At 68.1% G+C, this 25,278-nt stretch carries 28 protein-coding genes and 1 pseudogene; 7 read left to right on the top strand and 22 right to left on the bottom strand.

From position 1 onward, the window contains the following. From ACFQ11_RS14025 to ACFQ11_RS13995, 7 genes are all read right to left on the bottom strand, one after another. Positions 1–971 (bottom strand): serine/threonine-protein kinase (locus ACFQ11_RS14025; protein WP_378298728.1); only part of this gene is annotated, 971 nt, incomplete at its 3' end. 120 nt (positions 972–1,091) lie between these two features. Beyond that, complete coding sequence (locus ACFQ11_RS14020; RefSeq protein WP_378298727.1) at positions 1,092–1,574, bottom strand: MarR family winged helix-turn-helix transcriptional regulator; 483 nt, start codon at positions 1,572–1,574, stop codon at positions 1,092–1,094. A 265-nt stretch (positions 1,575–1,839) separates the two neighbouring features. Next, the gene (locus tag ACFQ11_RS14015) at positions 1,840–3,408 is read right to left on the bottom strand and encodes an acyl-CoA synthetase (protein WP_378298726.1); all 1,569 of its coding nucleotides are present in this window, start codon (positions 3,406–3,408) and stop codon (positions 1,840–1,842) included. A 45-nt stretch (positions 3,409–3,453) separates the two neighbouring features. Continuing rightward, positions 3,454–4,611: a thiolase domain-containing protein gene (locus ACFQ11_RS14010; protein ID WP_378298725.1), complete on the bottom strand. Its 1,158-nt coding sequence runs from the start codon at positions 4,609–4,611 to the stop codon at positions 3,454–3,456. Beyond that, the gene (locus ACFQ11_RS14005) at positions 4,611–5,645 is read right to left on the bottom strand and encodes a thiolase domain-containing protein (protein ID WP_378298724.1); all 1,035 of its coding nucleotides are present in this window, start codon (positions 5,643–5,645) and stop codon (positions 4,611–4,613) included. The genes ACFQ11_RS14010 and ACFQ11_RS14005 overlap by 1 nt, the downstream gene beginning before the upstream one ends. Beyond that, on the bottom strand, positions 5,645–6,574 hold the full coding sequence (locus ACFQ11_RS14000; protein WP_378298723.1) for a Zn-ribbon domain-containing OB-fold protein: 930 nt from the start codon (positions 6,572–6,574) through the stop codon (positions 5,645–5,647). Before ACFQ11_RS14000 ends, ACFQ11_RS14005 begins: the two co-directional genes overlap by 1 nt. Further along, entirely contained in the window at positions 6,564–8,123 is a 1,560-nt protein-coding gene (locus ACFQ11_RS13995; protein WP_378298722.1) for an acyl-CoA synthetase, read from the bottom strand. The genes ACFQ11_RS14000 and ACFQ11_RS13995 overlap by 11 nt, the downstream gene beginning before the upstream one ends. A gap of 157 nt (positions 8,124–8,280) precedes the next feature. Between ACFQ11_RS13995 and ACFQ11_RS13990 the strand changes: the two genes are divergently transcribed. After that, entirely contained in the window at positions 8,281–9,090 is an 810-nt protein-coding gene (locus ACFQ11_RS13990; protein ID WP_378298721.1) for a crotonase/enoyl-CoA hydratase family protein, read from the top strand. 4 nt (positions 9,091–9,094) lie between these two features. Here ACFQ11_RS13990 and ACFQ11_RS13985 read toward each other — a convergent pair whose 3' ends face one another. Then, positions 9,095–10,114, bottom strand: a complete 1,020-nt coding sequence (locus ACFQ11_RS13985) for a PH domain-containing protein (protein WP_378298720.1) — start codon at positions 10,112–10,114, stop codon at positions 9,095–9,097. Between the two features lie 174 nt (positions 10,115–10,288). Between ACFQ11_RS13985 and ACFQ11_RS13980 the strand changes: the two genes are divergently transcribed. After that, positions 10,289–10,858 carry a G5 domain-containing protein gene (locus ACFQ11_RS13980; RefSeq protein WP_378298719.1) on the top strand — a complete coding sequence of 190 codons (570 nt, stop codon included), beginning with the start codon at positions 10,289–10,291 and terminating at the stop codon, positions 10,856–10,858. A 7-nt stretch (positions 10,859–10,865) separates the two neighbouring features. Here the strand turns inward: ACFQ11_RS13980 and ACFQ11_RS13975 are convergent, their stop codons facing one another. Both ACFQ11_RS13975 and ACFQ11_RS13970 read right to left on the bottom strand, forming a co-directional pair. Beyond that, the gene (locus ACFQ11_RS13975) at positions 10,866–11,120 is read right to left on the bottom strand and encodes a hypothetical protein (protein WP_378298718.1); all 255 of its coding nucleotides are present in this window, start codon (positions 11,118–11,120) and stop codon (positions 10,866–10,868) included. A 331-nt stretch (positions 11,121–11,451) separates the two neighbouring features. Then, positions 11,452–11,814 (bottom strand): hypothetical protein, encoded by a 363-nt coding sequence (locus ACFQ11_RS13970; RefSeq protein WP_378298717.1) that lies wholly within the window; start codon positions 11,812–11,814, stop codon positions 11,452–11,454. A 232-nt stretch (positions 11,815–12,046) separates the two neighbouring features. Between ACFQ11_RS13970 and ACFQ11_RS13965 the strand changes: the two genes are divergently transcribed. Then, positions 12,047–12,412, top strand: coding sequence for a hypothetical protein (locus ACFQ11_RS13965; protein WP_378298716.1), 366 nt, complete (start codon positions 12,047–12,049; stop codon positions 12,410–12,412). Here ACFQ11_RS13965 and ACFQ11_RS13960 read toward each other — a convergent pair. The 6 genes from ACFQ11_RS13960 to ACFQ11_RS13935 form a co-directional block, all read right to left on the bottom strand. Continuing rightward, entirely contained in the window at positions 12,363–15,797 is a 3,435-nt protein-coding gene (locus ACFQ11_RS13960; RefSeq protein ID WP_378298715.1) for a DEAD/DEAH box helicase family protein, read from the bottom strand. The genes ACFQ11_RS13965 and ACFQ11_RS13960 overlap by 50 nt on opposite strands. Positions 15,798–15,827: 30 nt before the next feature. Next, a complete protein-coding gene (locus tag ACFQ11_RS13955; protein WP_378298714.1) occupies positions 15,828–16,550 on the bottom strand; it encodes a restriction endonuclease subunit S in 723 nt (240 codons plus the stop codon). A gap of 455 nt (positions 16,551–17,005) precedes the next feature. Further along, the gene (locus ACFQ11_RS13950; protein ID WP_378298713.1) at positions 17,006–18,523 is read right to left on the bottom strand and encodes a type I restriction-modification system subunit M; all 1,518 of its coding nucleotides are present in this window, start codon (positions 18,521–18,523) and stop codon (positions 17,006–17,008) included. A 209-nt stretch (positions 18,524–18,732) separates the two neighbouring features. Continuing rightward, positions 18,733–18,900, bottom strand: coding sequence for a DUF397 domain-containing protein (locus ACFQ11_RS13945; protein WP_378298712.1), 168 nt, complete (start codon positions 18,898–18,900; stop codon positions 18,733–18,735). A 32-nt stretch (positions 18,901–18,932) separates the two neighbouring features. Further along, positions 18,933–19,118: a DUF397 domain-containing protein gene (locus ACFQ11_RS13940; protein WP_378298711.1), complete on the bottom strand. Its 186-nt coding sequence runs from the start codon at positions 19,116–19,118 to the stop codon at positions 18,933–18,935. Further along, positions 19,109–19,915 (bottom strand): helix-turn-helix domain-containing protein, encoded by an 807-nt coding sequence (locus ACFQ11_RS13935; RefSeq protein WP_378298710.1) that lies wholly within the window; start codon positions 19,913–19,915, stop codon positions 19,109–19,111. Before ACFQ11_RS13935 ends, ACFQ11_RS13940 begins: the two co-directional genes overlap by 10 nt. A gap of 197 nt (positions 19,916–20,112) precedes the next feature. Between ACFQ11_RS13935 and ACFQ11_RS13930 the strand changes: the two genes are divergently transcribed. The 4 genes from ACFQ11_RS13930 (at position 20,113) to ACFQ11_RS13915 (ending at position 21,806) form a co-directional block, all read left to right on the top strand. After that, positions 20,113–20,502 (top strand): ATP-binding protein, encoded by a 390-nt coding sequence (locus ACFQ11_RS13930; protein WP_378298709.1) that lies wholly within the window; start codon positions 20,113–20,115, stop codon positions 20,500–20,502. Beyond that, positions 20,490–20,825, top strand: coding sequence for a hypothetical protein (locus ACFQ11_RS13925; protein WP_378298708.1), 336 nt, complete (start codon positions 20,490–20,492; stop codon positions 20,823–20,825). The genes ACFQ11_RS13930 and ACFQ11_RS13925 overlap by 13 nt, the downstream gene beginning before the upstream one ends. 27 nt (positions 20,826–20,852) lie before the next feature. Further along, positions 20,853–21,317 (top strand): hypothetical protein, encoded by a 465-nt coding sequence (locus ACFQ11_RS13920; protein WP_378298707.1) that lies wholly within the window; start codon positions 20,853–20,855, stop codon positions 21,315–21,317. Positions 21,318–21,506: 189 nt separating this feature from the next. After that, positions 21,507–21,806, top strand: coding sequence for an NIPSNAP family protein (locus ACFQ11_RS13915; protein ID WP_378298706.1), 300 nt, complete (start codon positions 21,507–21,509; stop codon positions 21,804–21,806). Positions 21,807–21,896: 90 nt separating this feature from the next. Here the strand turns inward: ACFQ11_RS13915 and ACFQ11_RS13910 are convergent, their stop codons facing one another. The 6 genes and pseudogenes from ACFQ11_RS13910 to ACFQ11_RS13885 form a co-directional block, all read right to left on the bottom strand. Continuing rightward, complete coding sequence (locus ACFQ11_RS13910) at positions 21,897–22,709, bottom strand: phosphotransferase family protein (RefSeq protein ID WP_378298705.1); 813 nt, start codon at positions 22,707–22,709, stop codon at positions 21,897–21,899. Between the two features lie 11 nt (positions 22,710–22,720). Further along, positions 22,721–23,197, bottom strand: a complete 477-nt coding sequence (locus ACFQ11_RS13905; RefSeq protein WP_378298704.1) for a glycine-rich domain-containing protein — start codon at positions 23,195–23,197, stop codon at positions 22,721–22,723. A 119-nt stretch (positions 23,198–23,316) separates the two neighbouring features. Further along, positions 23,317–23,946 (bottom strand): DUF5753 domain-containing protein, encoded by a 630-nt coding sequence (locus ACFQ11_RS13900; protein WP_378298732.1) that lies wholly within the window; start codon positions 23,944–23,946, stop codon positions 23,317–23,319. Beyond that, positions 23,947–24,165, bottom strand: a pseudogene (locus tag ACFQ11_RS13895) (helix-turn-helix domain-containing protein); the annotation flags it as partial. It lies immediately after the preceding gene. A 9-nt stretch (positions 24,166–24,174) separates the two neighbouring features. Beyond that, positions 24,175–24,693, bottom strand: a complete 519-nt coding sequence (locus ACFQ11_RS13890) for a DUF6879 family protein (RefSeq protein ID WP_378298703.1) — start codon at positions 24,691–24,693, stop codon at positions 24,175–24,177. Continuing rightward, entirely contained in the window at positions 24,671–24,931 is a 261-nt protein-coding gene (locus tag ACFQ11_RS13885) for a hypothetical protein (RefSeq protein WP_378298702.1), read from the bottom strand. Before ACFQ11_RS13885 ends, ACFQ11_RS13890 begins: the two co-directional genes overlap by 23 nt. Between the last annotated feature and the right edge of the window lie 347 nt (positions 24,932–25,278).

The raw sequence follows: 25,278 nt of genomic DNA, 5'->3' as shown, positions 1-25,278 counted from the left end.
GGCCGGGCGGACGCCGCGACGGCGGCGGCGCGCGAGCCCGACCTGGGCCGGCCGCGCAGCGTGGTCGTGCGCTCGGGCGGGACCAGGCCGGTCGCGACCGCGTCGGCGACGTCGGACGGGAGCGGCGCGGGGGTGCCGACGATCCGCCGGTAGTCGGGGTCGTCGGCGAGCGCCCCGTGCGACGCCGTCCGGTGGAGGAGTTCCTCCAGGGAGATGCGGGCGCCGGGGTCCTTGCGCGCACCCAGGCCGATGAGCTCGGCGAGGTGCGGATCGACCCCGTCGACGTCGATCTCGCCGCTGAGCGTCCGGTGGATGATCGCCTCAATGCGGCCGCCGCCGAAGGGCGGGCGCCCGGTGGCGGCGTAGGCGACGGTCCCGGCGAGCGCGAACACGTCGGAGGCGGGCAGCGGCTCCTGCTCGCGGACCACCTCGGGCGCGACGTAGCCGGGGGTGCCGTTCCACGCGCCGGTCCGGGTGATCTGCGTCTGGTCCTCGCCGCGCGCGATGCCGAAGTCGATGAGGCGCGGGCCGTCCGGGGCGAGGATCACGTTGCCGGGCTTGAGGTCGCGGTGCTGGACGCCCTGCCGGTGGATCTCCAGGAGCCCGTGCGCGAGGGCGGCGAGCAGCCGCAGGCACGTGCCGGGTGGCAGCGGCCCCTGCCCGGCGACGGCCTGCCGCAGCGTCGGGCCGGGAACGTACTCGGTCGCGAGCCAGTAAGGCGGCGCGTCCAGCCCCGCGCCGACCATCTGGGCGGCGAAGCGGCTGCGGACGCGCTCGACCGTCGCGACCTCGCGGCGGAACCGGGCGAGGGCCTCCGGCGCGTCGAAGCCGTCGCGGATCACCTTGACGGCGATGTGCCGGCCCGCGCCGGTGAGGCCGAGGTACACCTGGCCCATGCCGCCCGCGCCGAGGCGCGCGAGCAGCGGGTAGCCGCCGATCTCGGCGGGGTCCTCGGGTCGCAGTGGCTCCACGGTCAGCGACCGTCCCGTCGTGCGCGCATGCCCGGAATGATCTCATTCCGGACGGGCGCGCGCCGCCGGAACGTACGGTTCGGCGGGCGTTCCCGGGCGTGTGCGGCGCCCCGGCCCCGGTCAGGGCATGCGGCGGATCTCGTCGATGACGGCGGGCATCGCGGCGTTCGTGTCGCCGAACCAGGCGAGGAGGAAGTCGATCTGCTCGTCCGTGCAGCCCGCGAGCCGCTCGCGGAACCGCCGGGACATCGGCTCGAAGTACCGTCCGGTGCGCTCCGCGGCGCCGGGGACCAGTTCGACGATCACGCGGCGCCGGTCGTCGGGGTCGCGGGTGCGGCGGACGTGCCCGGACTTCTCCAGCCGGTCGATGACGGCGGTGATGGCGCCGCCCGTCGTGATGCCCATCAGCTCGGCGAGGCCGCCGGGCGTCTGCGGGCCGCCGAGGGCGAGCGCGTTGACGCACTGCGCGTCCGTGACGTTCATCCCCGACTTGGCCGCCGCCGCGTGGTGCAGCAGGACGGTGTACATGGTGGTGCGCCGCAGTTCCGCCGCCAGTCTGGCCGCCCGCCCGTCCGCCGGCCGCCCGCGTTCGGGGGTCGCCACGACCCACCTCCGTCATCTCGCGTCTGGAGCGTTCGGAGAGTTTAGCGGGCGGGCCGACGCGGCGGCCGGGGCGACCTCGCGGGCCGAGGCGCGGGCGTACGGCCGCGGGCGCCAGGCGTGTGGGTCAGGTCATGGTCACGGACGCCGGAACCAGTATCCGGGCGGCCCTATCATGGTTTTTGTTAGGCCCGCTAACAGTGGGTCCAGGCATGGCCCCGAACCTCACAAAGGCTCGGGGCCGACCCGTATCGAGGCCCGCACGGCGTCAGCGGGCCTCCTCCGCGACCTGCTTCGCCCAGCGGTAGTCCGCCTTCCCCGCCGGCGAGCGCTTCATCTCCTTCACGAACGCGTACGTCCGCGGCACCTTGTAGCCCGACAGCTCGCGGCGGCAGTGCGCGTCCAGATCGTCCGGTGCCGGGGCGTCCCCGGACGGCTGCACCACGGCCGCGACGCGGTTCCCCCAGCGCTCGTCCGGGATGCCCGTCACGACCGCGTCGTACACCGCCGGGTGCCCCTTGAGGACGGCCTCGACCTCCTCCGGGAACACCTTCTCGCCGCCGGTGTTGATCGCCTGCGACCCGCGCCCGAACACGGCGATCGAGCCGTCCTCCTCCACCGTCGCCATGTCGCCGGTGAGCAGCCAGCGGCGGCCGTCCACGACGGGGAACGTCCGCGCGGTCTTCTCCGGGTCGTTGTAGTAGCCGTGCGCGATGTACCCGCTGCGCGCTACCTGCCCGATGACGCCCGAACCGGGACGGACGGGCCGGAGCGCGTCGTCGAGGACCGTCACGTTCTCCACGTCCGGCGCGAACCGCAGCCCCTTCTCCGGCGACGACCCCGCCACCGCCTCCGCCGTCGACCCCGATTCGGTCGAGCCGAAACGGTCGAGGATCATGCTGTTCGGGAGGAGCTCCTGGATCCGCTCCCGGACGGTCCCGGTGAGGATCGCCCCCGTCGAGACGAACGCCAGCAGGGACGAGGTGTCGTATCCCCCGCGGGCGAGTTCGTCCGCCATCGGGATCGCCATCGCGTCCCCGGTGACGGTGAGGGAGTTGACCTTCTCGCGCTCGATCGTCCGCCACACCTCGGCCGCGTCGAACTTGCGCGTGTAGACGAGCGTCGCGCCCATGAACCACGCGATCCACGTGGCCATCTGCGCGGCGCCGTGCATGAGCGGCGCGATCGGCATCATCACCATCGGGCCGCCGTTGCGCGCCAGCTCCACGACGTCCTCGGGCCGCTCCGGGCGCGGGAACGTCGGGTTCCAGAACGCGAACAGCATCTGCTCGGTGGACCACATGACGCCCTTCGGCATCCCCGTGGTGCCGCCCGTGTAGACGATGTAGGTGTCGTCGGACGAGCGCGGCGGGAACCCGCGCCCGCCGTCGGCGTCCCGGACCGCGTCCTCGTACCGGACGGCGCCCGCGATCGCCGGGGCCCCGCCCACGGCGACGAGGTGCCGCAGCCTCGGGACCTCGGGGACGACCGCCGCGACCCGCTCCTCGAACTCCACGTCGTACAGCAGGGCGACGCTGTCGGAGTCCTGGTAGAGGTAGCGGAGCTCGGCCTCGACGTACCGGTAGTTGACGTTGATCGGCACCGCGCGGATCTTCAGCGCGGCCAGCAGCGCCGCCGCGTACTCGACGCCGTTGTAGAGCTGGACGGCGACGTGCTGCCCGGGTTCGACCCCGGCCGCCGCCAGGTGGTGCGCGAGCCGGTTGGCGTGCTCGTCCAGCTCGGCGTAGGTGAGCCGCCGGTCGCCGCACACCAGCGCGGTCCGGTCCCCGATCGCGTCCGCGACTCCTTCGAACAGGTCAGCGTGGTTGTACTCCATCGGACACCCTCCGAAGGGGGGTTGAGGTGGGGAGGGACGGGAGGTTCACGGCTTCTCGCTGCCGACGATCCACATCGCGTAGAACTGGGCGCCGCCGCCGTAGGCGTGCCCGAGGGCGCGCCGGGCGCCGTCCACCTGGTAGTCGCCGGCCCGGTCGCTGACCTGCATCGCGGCCTCCGCGAAGCGGATCATCCCGGACGCGCCGATCGGGTTGGACGACAGGACGCCGCCGGACGGGTTCCACGGGATGTCGCCGTCGAAGGCCGTCGCGCCCGACTCGGTGACCTTCCAGCCCTCGCCGTCGCCGCAGAACCCGAGGTTCTCCAGCCACATCGGCTCGTACCAGGAGAACGGGACGTACACCTCGGCGCAGTCGAGCTCGCGGCGCGGGTCGGCGATCCCGGCCTGCCTGTACACGTCGGCGGCGCAGTCCTTGCCGGCCTGCGGGCTGACGTTGTCGCGGCCGGAGAACGTCATCGGCTCCGAACGCATCGCCGCCGCCTGCACCCACGCGGGCTTGCCGGGCGCCTTCTTCGCGGCCTCCTCGGACGCGAGCACCATCGCGCACGCCCCGTCCGACGACGGGCACGTGTCGAGGTAGCGGATCGGCTCCCACAGCATCGGCGTCGACTCGACCATCTCGCGGGAGATGCCGGGAATCTTCAGGTGCGCGTACGGGTTGCGCAGCGCGTTCTCGCGGTCCTTGACGGCGACGAGGTGCCCGATGTGCTCGGGCGCGCCCGACCGGCGGATGTAGGCGCGGATGTGCGGGGCGAAGTAGCCGCCCGCGCCCACCACCAGCGACGTCGTGAACGGCGAGTTCACCGTCAGCGCCCACGTCGCGTTCGACTCCGACTGCTTCTCCCACGCCAGCGTGAGCACCCGGTCGTGGACGCCGCTGCGGACGAGGTTCGCCGCGACGATCGCGGTGGACCCGCCGACCGAACCGGCCGTGTGCACCCGGATCAGCGGCTTGCCCGCGGCGCCCAGCGCGTCCGCGAGGAACACCTCCGGCATCACGACGCCCTCGAACAGGTCGGGGGCCTTGCCGACGACGATCGCGTCGATGTCCCGCCACGTCAGCCCCGCGTCGTCGAGCGCCCGCCGGGCCGCCTCGCGCAGCAGCCCCGCGATCGACACGTCCAGGCGTTTGGTCTTGTACTGCGTCTGCCCGACGCCGATGACCGCACAGGAGTTGGCCATTACTTCTCTCCCGACATCACGCACACGAGGTTCTGCTGCAGGCAGGGGCCGGACGACGCGTGCCCGAGCGTCCGCGCCGCCGTCCCGTCGTGGATCCGGGCCGCGGCCTCGCCGATCCGGATGAGGCCCGCCGCCATCAGCGGGTTCGCCGCGAGCGCCCCGCCGGACGGGTTGACGGTGACGCCGTCGCCGAGCCCGAGGGCCTCGCGCAGGATCAGCTCCTCGTGGCTGAACTGGGCGTGCAGCTCCGCGACGTCCACGCCCGCCGCGCCGGCCTTCTCCCCCGCGATCCGCGTCGACTCCGAACGGGTCAGGTCGCGGGCGCCCGGCGAGTGCGGCTCGACGCGGTGGTCGAACCCGGTGATCCACGCGGGACGTTCGCACAGCTCGCGGGCCTTGTCGCCGGCCGCGAGGACGATCGCCGCGGCGCCGTCCGTCAGCGGTGCGACGTCGTGCTCGCGCAGCGGCGCGACGTCGTAGCCGGCGCCGTCCGCGGGGTCGGGCAGGTCGAGGGCGAACGGGTTGCCGCGTCCGGCCGCCCGGGACCGCGCCGCGACCGCGCGCAGGTCGTCCTCCTTGGCGCCCGACCTCTCCATGTACGCGCGGGCCTGCATGGCGGCGAGCGACACGTGGTCGACGCCGAGCGGCGCCAGGTAGTACGGGTCGTGCTGCTGCGTGAAGATCGCGCGGATGTCGTTCTGCGTCGACTTCCCGAACCCGTACACCAGCGCGGTGTCGACCTCGCCGATCTGCAGCTTCACCCACGCCTCGTACAGCGCCCACGCGCCGTCCATCTCGACGTGGCTCTCGGAGATCGGCGGCCACGCGCCGACCGTGTCCAGCGCCGACACGAACGCGAACGGGGCGCCCTGCAGGTAGTCGCACGACCCCGAGCAGGTGAACCCGAACCGGGTCAGGCCGGTCCGCTCCTTGATCGCGCCGATCACCGGGGCGAGGATCTCGGTCTCCAGCAGCCCCTGGTCCTCGCCGCTGTGCTCGCTCTGCGTGAAGGCGACGACGGCCACTTCTCGCATCAGAGGTAGTCCTTGATCTCGTCGAAGGGGACGTCCGGCTCGTCGATGGGCGCGAACCACTTGATGTTGTGCACGCTCGCGTCCCACTCCTCGCGGGGCCGCCACTCGGCCTTGACGCGCATGCCCATCCGGACCTGGTCGGCGGGGATGCCGGCGACCAGCGTCAGGATCGGGACGCCCGCGCCGTCCAGCAGGACGTAACCGGACACGAACGGCACCTCGGGCGCCCGCGGGTCGGGGATGTTGTTGACCGCGTACGTGGTCAGCGTGCCGACGTCAGGCAGCTCGACCTCCTCGGTCATCGGCACGCCATCGCGCGGGCACGTCTCCTTCATCGGGACGATGACCGCCTCGCACACCGGGCACCGGTTGCCGAGGATGCGGCCCCGCGACATGCCCTCCAGGTACCGGCGCAGCGCCCGCCCGCCGCTCAGCCGGTACTCCAGCCTCGCCTGCGGGTTGATCATCGTGACCTCGGGCAGGAAGCACTCGATGTCGCCGATCGTGCCGGTGCGTTCCGCCCGCCACTTCGGCCGCACCCGCATCCCCGTCTTCAGGAACTTCGGCGGCTCCGCGCCCGCGTCGAACACGCCGACGTCCAGCGCGTGGACGAGCGCGGTGTCGGCGCCGTCCGGGCGGATCAGCGCCCACGCGAACGGACGGTCGAACGGGTGCTCCTTCGCCGGGTGCGCCACCCACGACCAGGTGGTGACGGTCCCGACGGGCCCGACCTCGACGAACTCGTCCGTGACGTCGTCGCCGGTGTCGGGGTCGTACTCGGTCGGCGGCACGAGCACGCGGCCCCCGCCCGTCCGGACCCCGACCAGCCGGCCGTCCCGCAGCTCGCTCAGGAACCGCCCGATGACCGGGCCGACCGAGCGGGTGTAGCCGCCGGGGAACTCGACGACGTGGTTCACGTCAGATGGCACTCTCACGGTCCTTCCAGTACGGGTCCCTGAGCTTGCGCTTGAGCAGCTTGCCGTTCGGCTCGCGCGGCATCGTCTCGATGAAGTCGATCGACTTCGGCCACTTCATCTTCGCGAGCCGGCCCTCCAGGGACGCGAGGATCTCGGCCGCCAGATCCGGGCCCGGCTCGACGCCCGCGGCGGGCTCCACGACCGCCTTGATCTGCTCGCCCCACTCGTCGTCGGGGATGCCGAACACGGCGACGTCCGCGACCTTGGGGTGCATGGTGATCTCGTTCTCGATCTCGGCGGGGTAGATGTTCGCGCCGCCCGAGATGATCATGTCGGCCTTGCGGTCGGACAGGAACAGGAAGCCGTCCTCGGTGAGGTAGCCGATGTCCCCGACGGTGAAGAAGTCCTTGAGCCGGTCCTTCTGCGTCTTCTCCTTGTCGCCCTTGTACTCGAAGTCCGCACCGGCCATCTTCATGTAGATCGTGCCGTGCGTCCCCGGCGGGACGGGCTCGCCGTCGTCGTCCACGATGAGCAGCTCGCTGATCGGCCACGCGTTCCCGACCGTCCCGGGGTGCGCGCGCCAGTCCGCGGGGCTCGCGATCGTCCCGCCGCCCTCGGTCGCCGCGTAGTACTCCCAGATGCAGTCGCCCCACCACTCGAGCATCTGCTGCTTGATCGGCACCGGGCAGGGGGCCGCCGCGTGGATCGCCCACTTCATCGACGACACGTCGTACCGGTTCCGGACGTCCTCCGGCAGGGCCAGCAGCCGCTTGAAGTGCGTCGGCACCATGTGCGTGTTGGTGACGCGGTACTCCTGGACGAGCCGCAGGCAGTCCTCGGCGTCCCACTTGTCCGTGTAGACGAGCGTGTGCCCCATGTGCAGCGCCGTCCCGCCGAACTGGGTGACGGCGGTGTGGTAGTTCGGCGACGTGATCAGGTGCGCCTGGTCCTCGCCGCCCGCCGGGCGTCCCGGCGGGATGCCGAACAGGCCGAGCAGGAACGTCATCAGCTCCGCGCTGTCGTCCGGGTCGATCCCCATCAGCGCGCGCTTCACGCCCTTGGGCCGTCCGGTCGTCCCGGACGTGTAGTGCATCGTCGCGCCGTTGCTGCGATCGTCCGGCAGGGTGTCCGGCTGCCCGTCGACCAGCTCCGCGTACGACCGGAACCCCTCGACCTCGCCGAACGCGAACCGCCGGTGCGCCTCGATGGCCTCGCCCGCGCGCACGCCCTCCTTCGCGTACCGCTCGTGGACGAAGAACGCCTTCGCTTCGCTGTCCTCGACGATGTAGCCGATCTCCGGGCCCGTGAGGTGCCAGTTGATCGGCGTGTAGTACCAGCCGGCCTGCAATGCGGCGAGGTAGAGCACGAGCCCCTCGACGCCGTTCGGAACGAGCCCGCAGATCCCGTCGCCCGTCTTCAGGCCGAGACCGCGCAGCCCGTGGACGAGCCGGTTCGAGCGCGCGAGCAGGTCGCCCGCGGTGTACCGCGTCCCGTCCGGGTCGACGGCGGCCACCCATTCGGGATCGGCCTGCGCCAACCGCCAAAAGCCCAACGCTCCCATCGGGTCTCCCTCCGTGAGCACGGGTGAGCGCCGTCACACTCCGGCGCCCGACTGCCAAAGTAGATCACGTTCTCGTTTTGCAGAGCAAGACCTACCGGCCGGGGAAGACTCTTACTAGAATCTGTTCTCGTTTCTTAGCCTGCAGGAGGGGACCGCCGTGGAACGGCTGCCGATCAGCACCGAGCACTGCACCGTCGAGCGCGACGGTCACGTCGTCATCGTCACGATGAACCGTCCGGAGGCGCGCAACGCGTTCAGCTCAGAGATGCTGGTGGGGCTCGCGGAGGCCTGGCAGTACATGTCCGACACACCCGAAGTACGGGTCGGGATCCTCACCGGCGCCGAGGGGACGTTCTGCGCGGGCGCCGACCTGAAGGCGATGGGGCGGCAGCCGGACGACCCCGAGATCCGCGAGCGGATGGCCCGGATCGAGAACTTCCACTGGAAGGGCCTGCTCCGCGAGGGACGCCCCACCAAGCCGCTCATCTGCGCCATCGAGGGCTGGGCCGTCGCCGGCGGCACCGAACTCCTCGCGGGCACCGACCTGCGCGTCGTCGCCGAGGGCGCCACCCTCGGCCTGTACGAGGCCAAGCGCGGCCTGTTCCCGATGGGCGGCTGCGCCATCCGGCTCCCCCGCCAGATCGGCTACGCGAACGCGATGGACATCCTGCTCACCGCCCGCTCGGTCTCCCCCAAGGAGGCCCTCGACATGGGCCTCATCAACAAGATCGTCCCGGACGGCACCGCCCTCGCCGCCGCCCGCGAGCTCGCCGACCAGATCGCCGAGTGCGGCCCCCTCGCCGTCCAGGCCATCCTGCGCACCTACCGCGAGACCGAGCACCTCTCGGAGGAGGAGGCCCTCAAGATCTCCGACGAGATCGGCTGGCCCGTCATCGGCTCCGAGGACGCCAAGGAGGGCTCGAAGGCGTTCAAGGAGAAGCGCGCCCCCGTCTACAGGGGCGAGTGACGCCCTACTCGAACTCGATCGCCCCGATCGCGCCCGCCGCCAGGCCCCGCGCCTCCCGGACGGACTCCCCGTCCGGGAGGTCGACGCTGAGAACCACCGTGACCAGCACGTTCGCCTCCCGCGCCACGAGCCGGACGACTCCGTGCCCGGGCTTCTCGACGCACGCCTCGTCGCCCAGCCCGGGGACCGGCGCCGAACAGCCCTCCGCACGGGACGCGTAGAAGACGCGCGCGCGCTCGGACGCGCCGCCGTCCGGCCCTCGCCCCTGCATCTCCAGATGCACGCTCAGTACCGAGTCGTCACCGGCGGCCCAAAAGCACTCGCGTCGCTCCTCGCCGGCCTGCGCGACCGGCTCCGGCCGCGCCCCCGGGGCGATCCGGGCCACCGCCGCCTCGTCGACCACCGAGCACGGTGCGGGCAGCCGCGCCGCCTCGTTCCGTCCGGGCCACCACCCGGCCGTCCATGGGCTGGCCAGGTAAAGGCACAGGGCGCACACGAGCCCCAGAACGCCCACCAGCCCGGCATGGCCCACGACCGCCGCCCGCCTCCCCCAGGGCCGTAGCGGCACGAAAACGATCCGGTCCCGATGCGCCCCGGCCTTCGCGAGAATGGCCTCGACCTGAGCCGCCATCGCGCCTTCGGACGTCGGCGTTCCGAAGGTCGGCGCCGGCAGCGGAGCACGCCGCCCCGTCCGCGTCGTCACGACGAGGCCGAACCCGGCCGCCGGCCCCCGCGGCGTGACGGCGATCTCCGCGATCTCCCGCCACGGCAGGCGCGCGGACGTCCAGGCCCTCCGCCAGGCGATCCCCTTCGCGTTCACCGTGGTCCGCACCCACGGAGCCCGCCCGGTGAGCACGACGGCGACGTAGACGAGCAGGGGCGCGGCCGTCATGACCCCGCCGGGCCCCACCAGCATGGCCATGCAGACGGCGTAGAAGATCAACGTCACGATGACGGGCCCCAGGACCGCCCACTGCCGCCACGGACGCAGAACGAGCGATTCCGTGTCATCAGCCGGGATCATGGGGCGAGGCTAGCGAACCGCGCACGCCTGTCACGGCCCGGCGGAGGGGCCCGCACGGACGCCGGAGAACGCGCCGAGGTTGACCCGCCCGCCCGCCTGTCCGAACGAGGACAGGGCCATTGCCCAGCGAGAACGCGCACCAGCATGATTTCTCACCTCGAAGAGGGGGAAATCGTGACACGCACCTTCGCCGCCGCATGCGCGGCCGCCGCACTCGTCCTCACCGCCTGCGGCTCGACGCCCGCCACGCCGACGAAGGCCGCGGCCTCGGCGTCCCCCACGACCCCGGCGGCGACGACCTCGGCGGCGGCCGCCCCCGCCGGGACGACCCCGGCCGTCGAGAAGCGCACGGTCACCAGGACGCGGCCGATCCCGTTCAAGACCAGGAAAGTCAAGGACCCGTCGCTCGACGCGGGCACCACGCGGGTGAAGCGGCGCGGCGCCGCGGGCGTCATGACCTACAGCTACGAGGTGACGTACACGGACGGCGAACCGACCGGCAAGAAGCTGCTCGGCAAGAAGGTCACGAAGAAGCCCGTCACCGAGATCGTCGCGATCGGCACGAAATCGGAGCCGCGGTGCGACGAGAACTACAGCGGCGCCTGCGTGCCGATCGCGTCCGACGTCGACTGCGCGGGCGGCAGCGGCAACGGCCCCGCCTACGTCCAGGGCCCCGTCCGCGTGATCGGCGACGACGTCTACGGCCTGGACCGCGACGGCGACGGCACCGCCTGCGACACCTGACCCCGGCTCAGCGCCGACGGCGGGCGACCGCGAAACGGTAGAGGTCGCCGCCCACGGTGATGCGGCCCCGGTAGCCCACCTTCCGCGCGCTGCGGCGCGCGGCGGCCCGCCACCCCGCGTCGGACAGCACCGAGGGGCCGGCCGGCGAGATGCGGCCGACCACGATCTGCCGGGCGCCCGACTCGACCCCGATGGCGCCCCCCACCTCGGTGTGGACGGCGCCGATGCTCGACGACCGGGGGCGCGTAGTCGATGCCGGCAACCGCGTCCCGGTGGAGCGCCGGGCCGTGCGGGATCGTCGTCACCTTGACGTCGTCGTTCTCCATCACCCCGAACGGCTCCATCTCCGGCGCGGGTTCGCCGGCACTCGCCCCGAACGACGCGGGCGGCCGGATCTCGTGGAACCGCGTGTAGTCGGCGGGGCCGCTGCCCACGTGACGTCGATCGGGCGCTGGAACCCCCGTGCCCCCACGACCCCGGCGGCCGCGCCGAGCAGGACCAGCTCGGCGCCGCGGCGGACGGGACGAGCCCGGCGATGATCGCGATCTCGAATCCCGCCCATCACCCGCGCGAATCCCCCGGCACCGTCCGACCTAGTAGCCGTTCTCCTCGCACCAATTCGCGATCAGCGGCAGCGCCTTCTCCGGATTCTCCAGATTCTCGTCGTAGATCCGCACCAGCTCCTCGTCGAGGTACGGGCGGGCGGACTGCACCTTCATCAGCGCCATGACCGCCCCGCCCCGCGCCGGGAGAGAGCCGTCCGACCCCCGGGCCGCCGCCTCCGCTGCGCGGTCGATGGCGTCGCACACCTCCCCGGTGGCCTGCGCCTTGGACCTGGACGGCCGCGACGCCGACGGGGACGGCGAGACGGGCGGCGACGCGGCGGACGACGTCGGCCGCGAGGCGGACGGCGACTGCGAGGGCTCCTCGCCCCCGTCCCCTCCGCAAGCCGTCAACGCGAGCGCCGTAAGGACCGCGAGCGCCACTCGAACCATCGCACGCCTCTCATCCCGGGGACCGCTCGTCCGACACGGCCGCCCGTCGCCATATGTGTCCGGGTGATCACAAATCATCGCCACGCTAAAGCAGCCACGACACCACGCCGCTCACACGTCCGGATCCGGCCAAGCCCAAGCCGGACGACCGCCCGCCGTTCGACGCACGAGACGCGTCGGCGATGCTAGGCAGATGGACTCGCGGTTGCTGGACACGGCCCTTGAAACCGTCGAGACGATCCTGGCCATCGTGTCGGCCGCGCCCCAGGACCTGACCTGGCAGGAGCGTTACGCGAACGAGGACGAACTCGTGTCCGACCTGCGCGATCACGCCGACCGGCTCCGGCGCGGCGACGCCGCACGGCTGCCCGACCTCCGCCGCCTCCTCCTCCCGACGGCCCCGCTGTGCGAAATCGCGACCAGCAGCGGCTGGGCGGACACCTACCTGGCACTCGCGAACCGACTCGACGGCGCGGCGCGACCTGACCGGTCGGGCAGGGGCGCAGCGTTCACCCCGCCGCAGAGTCAGGGGGTACGGCCGTGGCGTGGACGCTATTGAGAATTTCCTCGATCGACGTCACCTCGGCCTCGGTGAACAGCATCTCCGGGCCCTGTGCCACGCGGGTGAAGGGCGGCTCGTAGAGGGCGCCGATGTCCACGACGCCGTTGTGGACGAGGAAGTCGATCAGCAACCGGATGAAGTGGAGTTGGTTGGCGGAGAGGTTCCTTTCGGCCTGGAAGCGGTCGAATGCCGCGGAGGCCGCCTCGGGGTCCAGGCCGGTGATGGACCGCAGGAACAGGCCGAATCCCTCGTGCTCCTGCGCGGCGCGCTCGATGTCGTCCTCGGTGCCGAAACCGGACGCGAGGAACACCTCGGTCAGCCGGTCGAGGTCGGCGGATGTGATCTGCCGGTTGCGGAGGAGCTTCTGCACGGCGAGATCGTTCTCGTGGCTGCGCAGGTACGTGCGGACCTTGGTCTCGAACCGCGTCCGGTCGGTGCCGAGCGTCACGCCCTTGAGCTCGGCTTCGGTGAGCTCGCCCAACTCGTCCTGAAAGCCGGTGTAGAGAATGCCGCGCCTGGTCTTCTCGATGAGTTTGGTGAGGCCCCGGACGCGCCGGCGCATCAGCTCCAGCATCGGAAGGGTGACGTCCTGCCACCACGCGTCGGTGACCAGGTCGGACAGCAGTTCCCGGTGCTGCGCCACGACCGGGTTCTGCAGCGTGATCGGGTCGAGCAGCGCCTCGGCGATGTCCTGCACCTGCCCGCGCAGCTTGTCGAAGGACGGGTCCGCCTGCAGAACCGCGAGCTGCAGGCGCAGCGCGAGCAGGTCGAACCGTTTGGCCTCCTCGCTGTTCTCGTCCTCCCGGAACTCGGTGGGCAGGCCCGCGACGTCCTCGGTGAGCTCATCGCGCTTGTCGGCGGTGATCTTCTGCCAGCTCGCCGATCGCTGGTAACGCTCGACGGTCTCCAGGTGGCGGCGCACCTCGATGTTCGCGTGGTTCATCCCGGCGACCTCGGCCTGGAGCCGGGCTGCGAGGTCCCAACGAAGGCCGGTGTCGCTCTGGGTGCCGTCTCGGGTGTCGTCCCCCGAGGTCCCGGAGTCGCCGAGCTGGACGTCCAGCCCGTACAGCAACTCGATGCGGCGCTGGAAGAGCCGTTCGGTGAGGGACGGCTGGACGCGGCCCTCGACGGACGCGACGTCCTGGTTGAAGAAGTCGAAGTTGCCGCACAGGTCGAAGACGAGGAAGCCCTGCTTGTCGATGTTCGGGCCGAACAGGTCGGGGCACAGCCGGGTACCGCGCCCGATCATCTGCCAGAACTTCGTCTTGGACCGGACGGGCTTGGCCAGCACCAGGTTGACGACCTCCGGCACGTCGATCCCGGTGTCCATCATGTCGACCGACACCGCGATGTGCGGCGCCGAGTCCTTGATCGAGAACTTGTCGATGAGGTCCTGCGCGTACGTCATGCCGTGCGTGATAACGCGCGCGAAGTCGCCCCGGTGCTCGGGATAGAGCTTGTCGAACCGCGTGACGATGAAATCGGCGTGCTTCTGGTTCCGCGCGAAGATGATCGTCTTGCCTAGCCGGTCGCCACCCGCGACCTTCGCGCCGTTCCCCATCAACGTCTGCAGCATCTTGTCGATCGTGTCGTCGTTGAACAGGAACTTGTTCAGCTCCTCGGCACCGATCTCGTCCGGAGGGTCGCCGTCTTCGTCCCATTCGAGGAGGTCCCAGTCCTCCTTCTCCTCCTCGGACAGCTCGTCGTACTTGATGCCCCTTTGCAGGAACTTCAGGGGGACGTTCACCGAAATCGGCTTGACGAGGTAACCCTCGGCAACGGCCTCATCCAGCCCGTATACGTCGGTGGGGACGTGGTCTTCGAGGTTGAACAGCCGGTAGGTGTTGCGGTCGATCTCGTCCTTCGGGGTGGCGGTCAGCCCGACGAGCAGCGCGTCGAAGTAGTCGAATATCGCCTGGTACTTCCGGTACACAGACCGGTGCGCCTCGTCGATGACGACGAGGTCGAAGTAGCCGGGGCCGAACCTGCGCCTGCCGCCGTCCACCTCGTTGATGAGCCCCATCATCGTGGGGTAGGTAGACACGTAGACGCGACCCTCGCCCGTCCGGTCCTCCACCAGGTTCACGACCGGGGTGGCGGGCAGGTGCCCTTTGAAGGCGTTCGTCGCCTGCCGGACGAGCGCCTGCCGGTCGGCGAGGAACAGCACCCGCTTGACCCACCCGGCCCGCTGGAGCTGGTCGACGAGCGCGATGACCGTGCGGGTCTTGCCGGCCCCGGTCGCCATGACGAGCAGCGCGTCCCGCTGTCCCTGCTCGAACGCCTCACCGATGCGGCGGATGGCGCGGCTCTGGTAGTGACGGCCCGCGATCTCGTCGTTGACCTTCACGCCGCCGAGCGCCTGCCGGCCCGCCCGCCGCTGGATCAGCAGCCGCAGCTCGTCCTTGGTGTAGAAGCCCAGCACTTCACGCGGGGGGTAGAGGGCGTCGTCCCAGATGAAAGTCTTGTAGCCGCTGGTGTAGAAGATCACCGGATGTTGCCCGAACCGCGCTTCGAGCGCGTCCGCGTACCGTTTCGCCTGCTCCTGCCCCTCGATCGGGTCCCGTGTGGTGCGCTTGGCCTCGACCAACCCGACCGGCTTGCCGTCGTCGTCCCACAGGACATAGTCGACCCGGCCTTCGCCCGTCTTCGTCGGCAACCCGGTGACGGGGAACTCGCGGTCTTCGCCCTTGTCGAGCGGCCAGCCCGCCTCTTTCAGCAGGAGGTCGATGATCAGTTCGCGGGTCTCGGCCTCGTCGTAGTCGTGATCGTCCGGACGTGCGGCGTTCGCCGCCTTCGCCGCCCGCACCTCGTCCCGCAGCCGCTCCAGCTCGGCGTCGAGGTCGCGGTTCTTGCGGCGTTCCTCGACGAGTTCCTTCTGCTGCCGCGCGAACTCCTCGGCCTGCCTCTGGATCTCGGCCTGCTTTTTCCTCCGGGCGTCCGCAGGAGCCGGAGTCGGGATTTCGGCCGAGTTGAAGGTGAGCCCCGCGTCGGGCACGTTCTCCCGATCCCGCGCGTAGTTCCGCGCGACCCAGTACAGGACGTGGAAGAGTTCGGCCACCGTCCGAACTGCGTCCCGCGGCTGCACCGGCCCCGCACGATGCACGGCCGTGTTCCCCTGCCGCCGGATGACGTCCATCTTCGTCCGGATCGCCGGCCCGACCAGCGTCACCATGGTCGGCTCCGCGATCAGTGCGGCGAGCTCGCTCCGGTACGGGAGGCGAAGGGTGTCGTCCGCCTGATACAGCCAGTTGACCGTGAGTTCGAGCGCCCGCCGAGCGTAGAAACAGGAAGCGCGCGGATCGGCATGCGCCAGCCGCTCCGCGCGCATCGACTCGTCGTACAGGTCAGGCCACTCGCCTTTGAGAAACCCGAAGTTGCTCACACGGCACCCTTCCCCCAGGGAACAGAGGGGTCAATCCTCCCACAACTCCCCCCGAAACGCCCGCTGTTGGACCGATGCAAACAACTCGTCCAGGTGCGCGAGATGAGCCTCATGGCTCCTTTTCAGCCGCTGGAGTGACCGCAACCTCTCCACGAAGCGCCGTTGCAGCTCGATAGGAGGAACCGGGACACTGAGTGCCGACATCTCTTTCGCATTGACATTGAACTGCACCGCCGACCGTCGCGCCGCCTTGAGAAAAATTCTCCTCCCCCCGGCGCTCCTCAGGAGACCCTGAACATATTCCGGCAGCAAGCGTGCGGGATCAAACCGCAGGCGCATTAGGTGCGAATCAAAAGCCCACTTCTCAATACCAGGATAAACGACTATAGCTTTCCCTAGATGCTCTTGTGAGGCTATCGCGCGCGCCAGGACGATATCACCCTCGGAGAGTGAGTGACGGGACAAGTCCTTAGGTGCAAGGTCGACATACTTGCGGTCACTAAGGTCAATTTGCCAGTTTTGAATGTTGGCAACTCGGAGACAAGTGAATGATTTGCTATCACTCGATGCCGGCACCATAGTCCCATAGTTCGGCTTAATGGTGAAGAAGTCTCCCAGCGGCTGGGTCGGCCAGCCCATTGGATTGAAAAGGGGGTCGCCGAACATATCAATAAAGACGGACTGGGTGAGTTCATCGAACAGTGCGATAGCCTCCCGCCGCTTCACCCGCAGTGCATCCGCACGATCAAGCATGCTCGCAGCCTGCTCCTGTGCCCCCTGTGGAGGGAACGGCACTGGCAGATTCAGAAAAGTGTCCTGCGGCAGGCTACGGCGTCGAGCAGTAGTTCCCTTAAGCTTAGATGCGTAGTAAGCAAGTGCACGAGGGGATCTCAGATACCTTTCAAGGTAGTCCCTACTAACGCCCCCATTCACGTTCCACACCCCGTAAGCAGGACTCACGATCGCTTCAGAGTAAAGTCTCTGAAAAGACAAAACTCCCTCATCAATCGGGAACCCGACAACCAACTGCCCCCGCTGCACCACCTTGTAAGATGAAGTGTCGGCACTTGCTATACGTTTTTTAAACTTATCGGCTTGCTCAACCAGTCCATTATGCATAGTCATCGACAAGATGGGGTATGTTCCCTCTCCTGCGCGTATGACAGGTGCAGGCTCTATGAGCTCCCCTAGGGGGACAGTGGCATACCTCATCGCAACATTCCTTTCAGTTCCGATATCCCGTGCTGGATTTCGGATTCCAGTTGCTCGAGGCCTTCGATGATTTCCAATGGCGGGCGGTACTCGACCTCTTCGTGGACGATCTCCTTGTAGCGGTTGACGCTCAGATCGTAGTCCTGGGCGGCGATGTCGTCCTTGGAGACGCAGAAGCTCTGTTCGGTGCGTGCGCGCTCGCGCTCAGTGCCGTCCCGGCGGTTCCAGCGGGCGAGGATGTCCGGGAGGTTGTTCTTGACGTGCTCGGACTCGTCCAACAGTGTGCTCGGCGTGGGGCCGAGCTTGGTCTCCTCCAGGAGCGGTGTGCGCTTGTCGTCGAGGCTGAATCCATCAGCGGCCATGTCGTAGAACCAGACGGTGCCGGTTCCGCCGCTGTCGGTCTTGGTAAGGATGAGGATCGCCGTAGAGACGCCCGCGTAAGGCTTGAAAACACCGCTTGGCAGCTTCACCACGGCGTCAAGCTTCTGGTCTTCGACCAAAAGCTTGCGGAGGCCCTTGTGCGCCTTGCTCGAACTGAAGAGCACCCCTTCAGGGACGATGACGGCAGCCCGGCCTCCCGGCTTGAGCAAGCGGAGGAAGAGCGCAAGAAAGAGAAGCTCAGTCTTTTTCGTCTTGACAATCTGCTGCAAGTCTTTCGCCGTGGTCTCGTAGTCGAGACTCCCGGCGAAGGGCGGGTTCGCGAGGATAAGCGAATACTGCTCTGCCTCGTCGGCAACGTTCTGAGCCAACGAGTCGCGATAACGAATATTCGGCTGCTCAATGCCGTGCAAAAGCATGTTCATGCTTGCGATGCGCAACATCGTGCTATCGAAGTCGAAGCCATGGAACATGCCAGAGTGGAAATGCCTCTGATTGGCAGCGTTCAGGAGGGCGTCGCGGTGTTCGCGCTGGACGTACTCGGCTGCGGCTACGAGGAAGCCCGCGGTCCCACAGGCCGGGTCGCAGATTTCGTCTTGCGGCCCGGGATTCATCATCTCGACGATCAACTGGATGATGTGCCGGGGCGTGCGGAACTGGCCGTTCTGGCCCGCAGCGGCGATCTTGCCGAGCATGTACTCGTAGAGATCGCCCTTGGTGTCACCCTCACCGAGCGGGATGTCATCCAGGAGGTCAACGGCCTTGGTCAGCAGATTCGCCGTGGGGATGGTAAAACGGGCATCCTTCATGTGGTGGGCATAGGTGGAGTCGTCTCCACCGAGGCGCTGTAGCCACGGGAAGACCCCGTCTCGCATCGTGGTGTGCATGGCCTCGGGATGGAGCTCCTTGAGCTTGCTCCACCGCAAAGCCATGGTGTCGTTCGTGTAGATCGGGCTCTCGATCGGCTTGCCCGTGCGGTTCGCCTTGCGCTCCTTGAGCGTCTGGATGTCCTCCAGCCGCCGGAGGAACATCAGGTAGGTGATCTGCTCGATCACTTCCAGCGGGTTGGAGATGCCTCCTGACCAGAACGCATCCCACAGCCGGTCGATCTTGTTCCTGAGCTCACCTGTGATCACGCCCGGAACTTTAGCCGACGCGAACGACAGCCCGAGGCAACTTCACGCAGCTCAGTCGAGCCGCGTCGCGTCGACCGTCCCCGCCACGCCCACGTGGGCGGACGGCTCACCGCGCGTCCGCCCATGCCCATCCGTACGTCCCGGCTGGTCGCCGGACACAGGCTCCAAGACCCGACCGTGGGGACAGGGGTCAGAGATCCTTGATCGTCTCAGCCAGGCGCTTGAAGTCGTCCCGGTTCACCATGAGCTTGGGACCGTCCCGGGTCCTTGCTGTCACGGACAGCAACGGCGCCGACCACGGACGCGATCTCGACGCAGTTGCGGCCGTTCTCCGTGTTCCGCCTCACCTTGCGCCAGGTTGCATTGCGCAGGTCCATGTTCGCTCCCAATGCGATGGGTGCAGGTTTGATCAAAGACGCTTGATCGCCGCAGCGAAGTGCCGGAACTCGCTGCGCGCCAGGGTGACCTTGGGGCCGTCCGGGTCCTTGCTGTCACGTACCAACATCGTCTCGCCAATAGACGCGACTTCGATGCATTGGTCTCCGTCGTCATGACTGCGGGAAGCCTTGCGCCATGCCACGTTACTCAGATCCATTTCTCCTTTATCACCTTTTCTATCAGCAATCGCGATCCCGTGGTATTCAGAGCTTGCGCGTTGAGCGTTTGCATGACTTCGCTCATCCTTGCGATTTCAGACGGATCGCGGCATATCTCACCGCCATTCACCTTAACGACGTAGGCGACCTCGCTTCGATCTGACTGGGTTGCTATGGTAAACGAACCTCGAACGCCGCGATAATACCCCGTCTCGGCAATCTGCAAGAAAACTCTTTCGCGCATAGACAGCACGATCAGCGCCTCGAGTTGCTCTCGCATGACCTCCTTCGAGCCGACCTGGCGATACAGGATGCTCTCCTCCATCACCACGCTGATCATGGGAGGGGGCTGTCGGCGCAGAAGTTCCTGGCGCCGCATCCGGGTAGCCACCGCGTCGTCGTCGACCAGCAGAGCACGAGCATACGCCTCGGTCTGGAACAGGCCATAGACGAGATAGTTCTCGTAGACCCGAAGCTGGTCCGCCGTCGCCTCAATCTTCGGGAACGAGATGAAGTGCGTCGGGTACCGAACGACCTTGATCTTCTCCAGGAGGACGTCCCAGGCTTCGACGATCGCGTTGTCCGCGTTGAGCACCTCGTCGAGGCGGCCGGCGAAGTCCCTGCGGCACTTGGTCCTACCACACTCGACGTGGCTGATGTAGGAGCGAGCCACGTTGACCAGCTTGGCCAGCTCCTCCTGGTTGAGGTCGGCGGCTTCCCGGAACCTCTTGACCTCTGAACCGAATCCGAGCAGTTCAGGGTCGATCTTCGGCCGGTCGCTACTGCTCGGAGACAACTTGCTCTCCCTCGCTTGCTAGTGGCGCGTTGGTATCCGCTACCCGGATGTGGGCGATTCCGTGCTCTCTGATGAGAGTACGCCGCTCCATGGCCAGATGGTGGTCATTCAGGCACACAGGGTGACCTTGGCGCGATCCGGCCACGTCGGCCGCGTGGGGACGCCCACCACACGGGAGGGATCTTCCGATGTCAGCCATGGCTTTTGCGGCGGAGGCGGCGACGCTCGTCCTGGCGCCGTCCGACCGGGCGCCCGGTCACGCGCGGCGCTTCTTGAGCGACCAGTACCGGGCGCTCGGAATCGAGGACGACTTCGCCGGGCGGCTCGTGGTTACGGAGCTGGTTACCAACGCCTACAAACACGTCGGTGTCGGGCACATCGTCGTGCGGATCTTCCCGGACGAGGCCAAGACCTTCGTGTGCGTAGAGGTCTGGGACGAGGGGGCCGCGTTTCCCATCGTCCGTCCGGAAAGCCTCGACTCGACGTGCGGGCGGGGGCTGCCGCTGGTCATCGAGCTCGTGCAGGAATGGGGCGTCCGTCCGCTGTACGAGACCGGAAAGATCGTGTGGGTTCGGTGGGCGCTCTGATCGCCTGGGTCGAGCCCGTCCTGCTCGGCCTGCGGGCGTGGTGGGGGCGGTCGGCGGCGATTCGGCATCTGGACGCGCTCGCCACCGTCCTCCACGCGCGGGGATACCGCTGCGTCGCACGGTACCGCGCCCGGCCTCGGCTGGCGGTGATCGGCCCCCGCGACCGAGCCCGGGCCGTGGTCGCCGTCCACGCCGCTCCTGGCGGGACCTGGGGTTACCACGAGCCGAGCCATCACTACCTCTGCCCCTGCGGCGACGCCGAAGGGGCCGCCGAGCTGGTGGACCACATCCTCAAGCGCCGCATGTTCACGGCGTCCTGGTAGACCGCTCCCCTTCTCCGGAGGCTCTCCATGCAACCCGCGAACCATCACCCGTCCGGCATCGAACTGGACGCCGACATCGACGCGGCCCTGGCCGGCCTGCGACGGACGTTCCCCGGCATCTGCATCTGGTACGGCGACTTCAGCGGCTCGCTGTGGGCGCTCCTCCCCGACCGGCTGGCCGAGGCCAAGAACGCCGCCGGGCTCGCCCACCAGCTCCGCGCCGCCCTCGGCCCTCCACGCCCCACCGGACGCGACGCACCCGCCCCGCCGCCGTCCACACGAAGACGCGACGGCACCTGGACCACGCCACGTCGTGAAGCCGCCCACCCGCGCCCGACCCTGCGCCCCGGACTCCTCAACCGGCTCGTTACCGCGTGGCGCCGATGGTTCCGGGGTGACGAACGGCCCGCGAGGCACGCTCGTCCCGTCCGTCGCCGTCCGGGCCGCGGATTCACTGGCCGGGCCGACTGGGGAAGCGCGGTTCCGGGGTAAGGAGGCCGGTGGTCCGCGTCGGAGAATGCGCCCAGTCCGTCCGGACGATGGAACCCGGCACTCGATTCGGCCGCTCATCTGCGGTTATCCACGTCAGGACATCGAACCGATGGTGCAGAGCGGGCAATGCCCGGCCGCGACGCGGAGACGGATCTCACGGTCGATTGCGACGGCGGAAGGATCGGGACGATGGCGAGGACGACGCAACTGCGAACGTACCGGGTACAGGACGGCCTGCTCGACGAGTGGGCGGCGAGGTGGCGCGAGCTGGTCGTCCCGCTGCGGCTGGAGTTCGGATTCGAGATCGGCGGCGCGTGGCTGGACTGGGAGCGGAACCAGTTCGTCTGGTTGATCTCCTACGACGGCCCGGAGACCTTCGCTGAACGGAACGCGCAATACTGGGCATCACGGAAGCACGAGCGGATGGCGCTGGACCCCAAGGAGTACTTGGTGGAGACGGACGTCCGCGAGGTTGGCACCGCCCTCTGAGAACGTCACGGAACCTGCACACGGACGGACGTCTCCGGGCGCATGAGCCAGGGCGGACGAATCGCAGCAGGTTGTGAGGCTGTCGAACCTCTACAAAGCGCGGGACGTGCGATGGTTCGCCCACTGCTGGGCTACGGCCAGGTTGGCGGCGGGCGCGGCGTTCGGATCGGCGGCGGCGCGTCGCCTCCACCGTTCGGCCGACGCGTGCGCGTGGAGGTCGATCGCGGCAGGTGCGGCGCCCGCCCAACTCGGGAAACGCGCGGCCCATCGTTCGGCGTCGGCGGGAGTGTGCCCGGCATGCAGCAGCCAGGGGACGACTTGGGCGATCTCAACCCATGGCGCGCCGCGTGAGGCGAATCCCCAATCCACCACGTAGGCGCGGTCGTCCGCTTCGATCAGGATGTTGTGCGGATTGAGGTCGGTGTGCAGAAACGCGTCACCTGCCATCGGGGAGGCGTCCGGCACGAGTGATTCCCAACGGCGTTCGACGCGCATCTCGACCGGGGCAGGGCAAGGGGTGCCCTGAAGGTGGTGGATCGCCTTGGCCAGCGTTTCGAGATCCGGGGAACCCGGCGAGTAGTCGGCGTGGCGGCCGTTGACGACCTCGAACCCCACGGCGAGCCACCCCCCGGCTTCGGCGGTGCACAGAAGCCGGGGGGCGAACTCCGGTACGCACGGGGCGATGAGGGCTTCTCTGCGCAGCGCGCGGACCTGGGCGCCGTCCTGGTCCGGTGCGGTCTTGGGGGCGGCCTTGACGAACGCTGCCCCTGCCGCGCCGGTCACCGTGGCGGCGAACGCTGCGTTGCTCCCGCTGGGCGCCGCCCGGACGCGGCGGACCGGGCCCGTCCGCTCAGTGATCCCGGCCCGGACGTCCTCCGGAAGCCGCGTCCAGTCGCCGCGCATCTGTGCCCTCGTCAGTCTCCGATGGTGCTGCACTCCGGCGGGCAGCAGCCCGCACCGGCACCGGCCTCCCAGAACTCCATGTCCACGTAGTACCCCGTGGCGCGCAGGATCGGGACGGTCCGTTCCAGCGCGGCCCCCGACAGGATGTCGGCATCCACCACGGGCACGTGGTGAAGGTAGGCGCCGGCGTGCGCCATGCCGAACTCGAAGTAGGGCTTGGTGCGCTTGAGGAAGGCGTGCCAGCCCTCGTCGACCGGTACCGAGGGAACGATCCGGACCCAGTCGGCCGGGTCCTTGGAAGCGGCCTTGATGAGGTCGGCGTGCGCCTTGAGGAACACCAGCGCTTGACCCATCAGACGCTCGGCGTAGGCGCGGGTGACGTGGTTATAGCGCATGATGTCCTCGACCAGCAGGCTGAACACCTCGGGTGCCACCAGTTCGCGGGGGTCTTTGACGGTTTGCGCCGTCCTCTCGGAAGTGATGGTCATTTCGCTACCTCCTGGAGTGAGAGAGGATGTGGCCGCGTGCCGGGGTGCCGAACACATGAAGGACACTAGGAAATAACTCACCGAGAGGGCCACTGACTTGCGCGGACTTGCACGCGGATTCAGAGAGCGGCGATCGCCGTTGTGATCAGTTCGCGAGCCGTCGGACCATGGGCGGCCATCGAGGCCAGTTCCGCGAAGGTTCGCCGGTACAGGTTCAACTCTCCCGTCTGCTCCACCGTGATCTTGGCGGAGACCGTCTCGATCACCACTCGTTCTTCGTCCAGAATCCAGAAACCTTCTACTGGCCACATCGAACGCTCAACGGAAAATGGAATGATTCCGAGCGACACTGAGGGCAGAGCCATGACATCAAGAAGGTAACCAAGTTGGCCGGCCATGATATCCGCATCGGCGATGCGAGCACACAACACGGCCTCTTCGATGACTACCGCAAACCGATGAACTCCAGAATGCAACAAGCGTTGCCGCTCCAAGCGCGCCGCAGCCGCTTCTTCGGCACCTCCGGGAATTGTAAAGAAATCTGCTATGCGATCAAGCAAGGCGCTCGCGTAGCCGTGAGTTTGAAAGAATCCGGGAACCACGCCTGGTTCATATATCCGAAAGAGTTCGGTCTGATCCCACAGTGGGAGCACGGCCTCCTGGAGCCGTTTGAGACCACCCAATTGCATCCGTGGCCATTCAACATAGGCCGAGTCGAGTTGACGATTGATCGTAATCAACTCGTCCACAGTCTGCCCACTGGCCCCGCATGCCGCACACCATGCTCTGATATCAGAGTTAGTAAATGACTGTTTACCGCTTTGCATGCGACTGCATTTCGACTCATGCCAGCCGCACACGCTGGCCACCTCGCGAGCCGACAGGCCGGATTCGAGGCGTATCTCTCGGAGCCGTGCAGCTAGCGCTTCCCGGGCTTGCTGAATAGAAGACGAGGGATGCTTAGGCATGGTCGAACGTCAGGACGGCCGGTACCCATGGTGATCGATCGCTCGATCCCACACGGCTTCAAAGGCTCCAGAACATAGGCCGACAAGCGCACGGTCACGCGTAACCTCATTGTCGGCCCACTCGCCATCGCCAGTGAAATGGTTCCACACGAGCACCGAGGAATCAAAGACCCAGAAATCCGCAGGAGGAACAACCAGACCGGCCGTCTGTTGGCGAGGCAACCAGCGAACTTTTTCTCCAGCCACCAGGTTAACCAAGGGCGTACATTCCCAGAGCCACCGAGCATACTTGGAAAGGGGCTCCGAGACGATTCGCACCCGCCGCACCTCGACCCCTCTGGCGACCGCCTCACCCACCGTGGATATCCACCACTCATCATTGATATCAGGAGCGGCAACACCAGTCTCTAGCCACTTCACATATGAATCGTCATACATATAGGCATCGCGCAACTCCAGATGGACAGCCGATCGGGATGCTCCCGAGAGGAGGTCGTCAAACGTCTCATTCGTTAGGGGTTTCCCCATCAAGAGCCTCCAATGCCCTAAGGATCACCGGTTTCATGCGCGCAGGCATACGTACCGATGATTCGTTTGACGCCGTGCGGCTGTAGGATGAGATCTCGTCCAGCACGGCCGCGTCCGTCTCAGTCCATCCCTGGAACAGGAGTTCACCTGTAGCGCGGTCCACAAAGACGGCAGGAGAGCCCTGGTTCTTGCTGGTGTCGTCCTTGCCATAGAACTCTAGAGCCACGATGACCTCCACGTCGGGTGGCATGCGCCGGCTTGCGTGCGCGCTGTGATGCGATCGTCTGGCTTGTGCGTCCTCCCCGTCAAGGTCGCGGACATGAAACTAGCGCCGAGGCCAGCGCCCTGGGGTTTGGACGCAAAGCGTCATCGGAAGATCAACCCAAACTTCTGTCTACCGGCCTCACCGGTGCGCTGCTATCGGCATCGGCTGAGGCACACTGGCGAGGGGCGCAGACCGCGTTTCGCCGCCCGCCCATCCCACGTCCGCATCTTCGGGAGGTCTGCCGTGTTCTCCGCGCCTGAAGACCCCGCCGTCCGCGAACGGATGCGCACCGCCTTCGCTTACGCGGCGGACCGCCTGGG

The sequence above is a fragment of the Actinomadura sediminis genome (genome assembly GCF_042675525.1).
In the GTDB taxonomy this organism is placed as follows: domain Bacteria; phylum Actinomycetota; class Actinomycetes; order Streptosporangiales; family Streptosporangiaceae; genus Spirillospora; species Spirillospora sediminis.
This window is presented reverse-complemented; position numbering and strand designations above follow the sequence as displayed.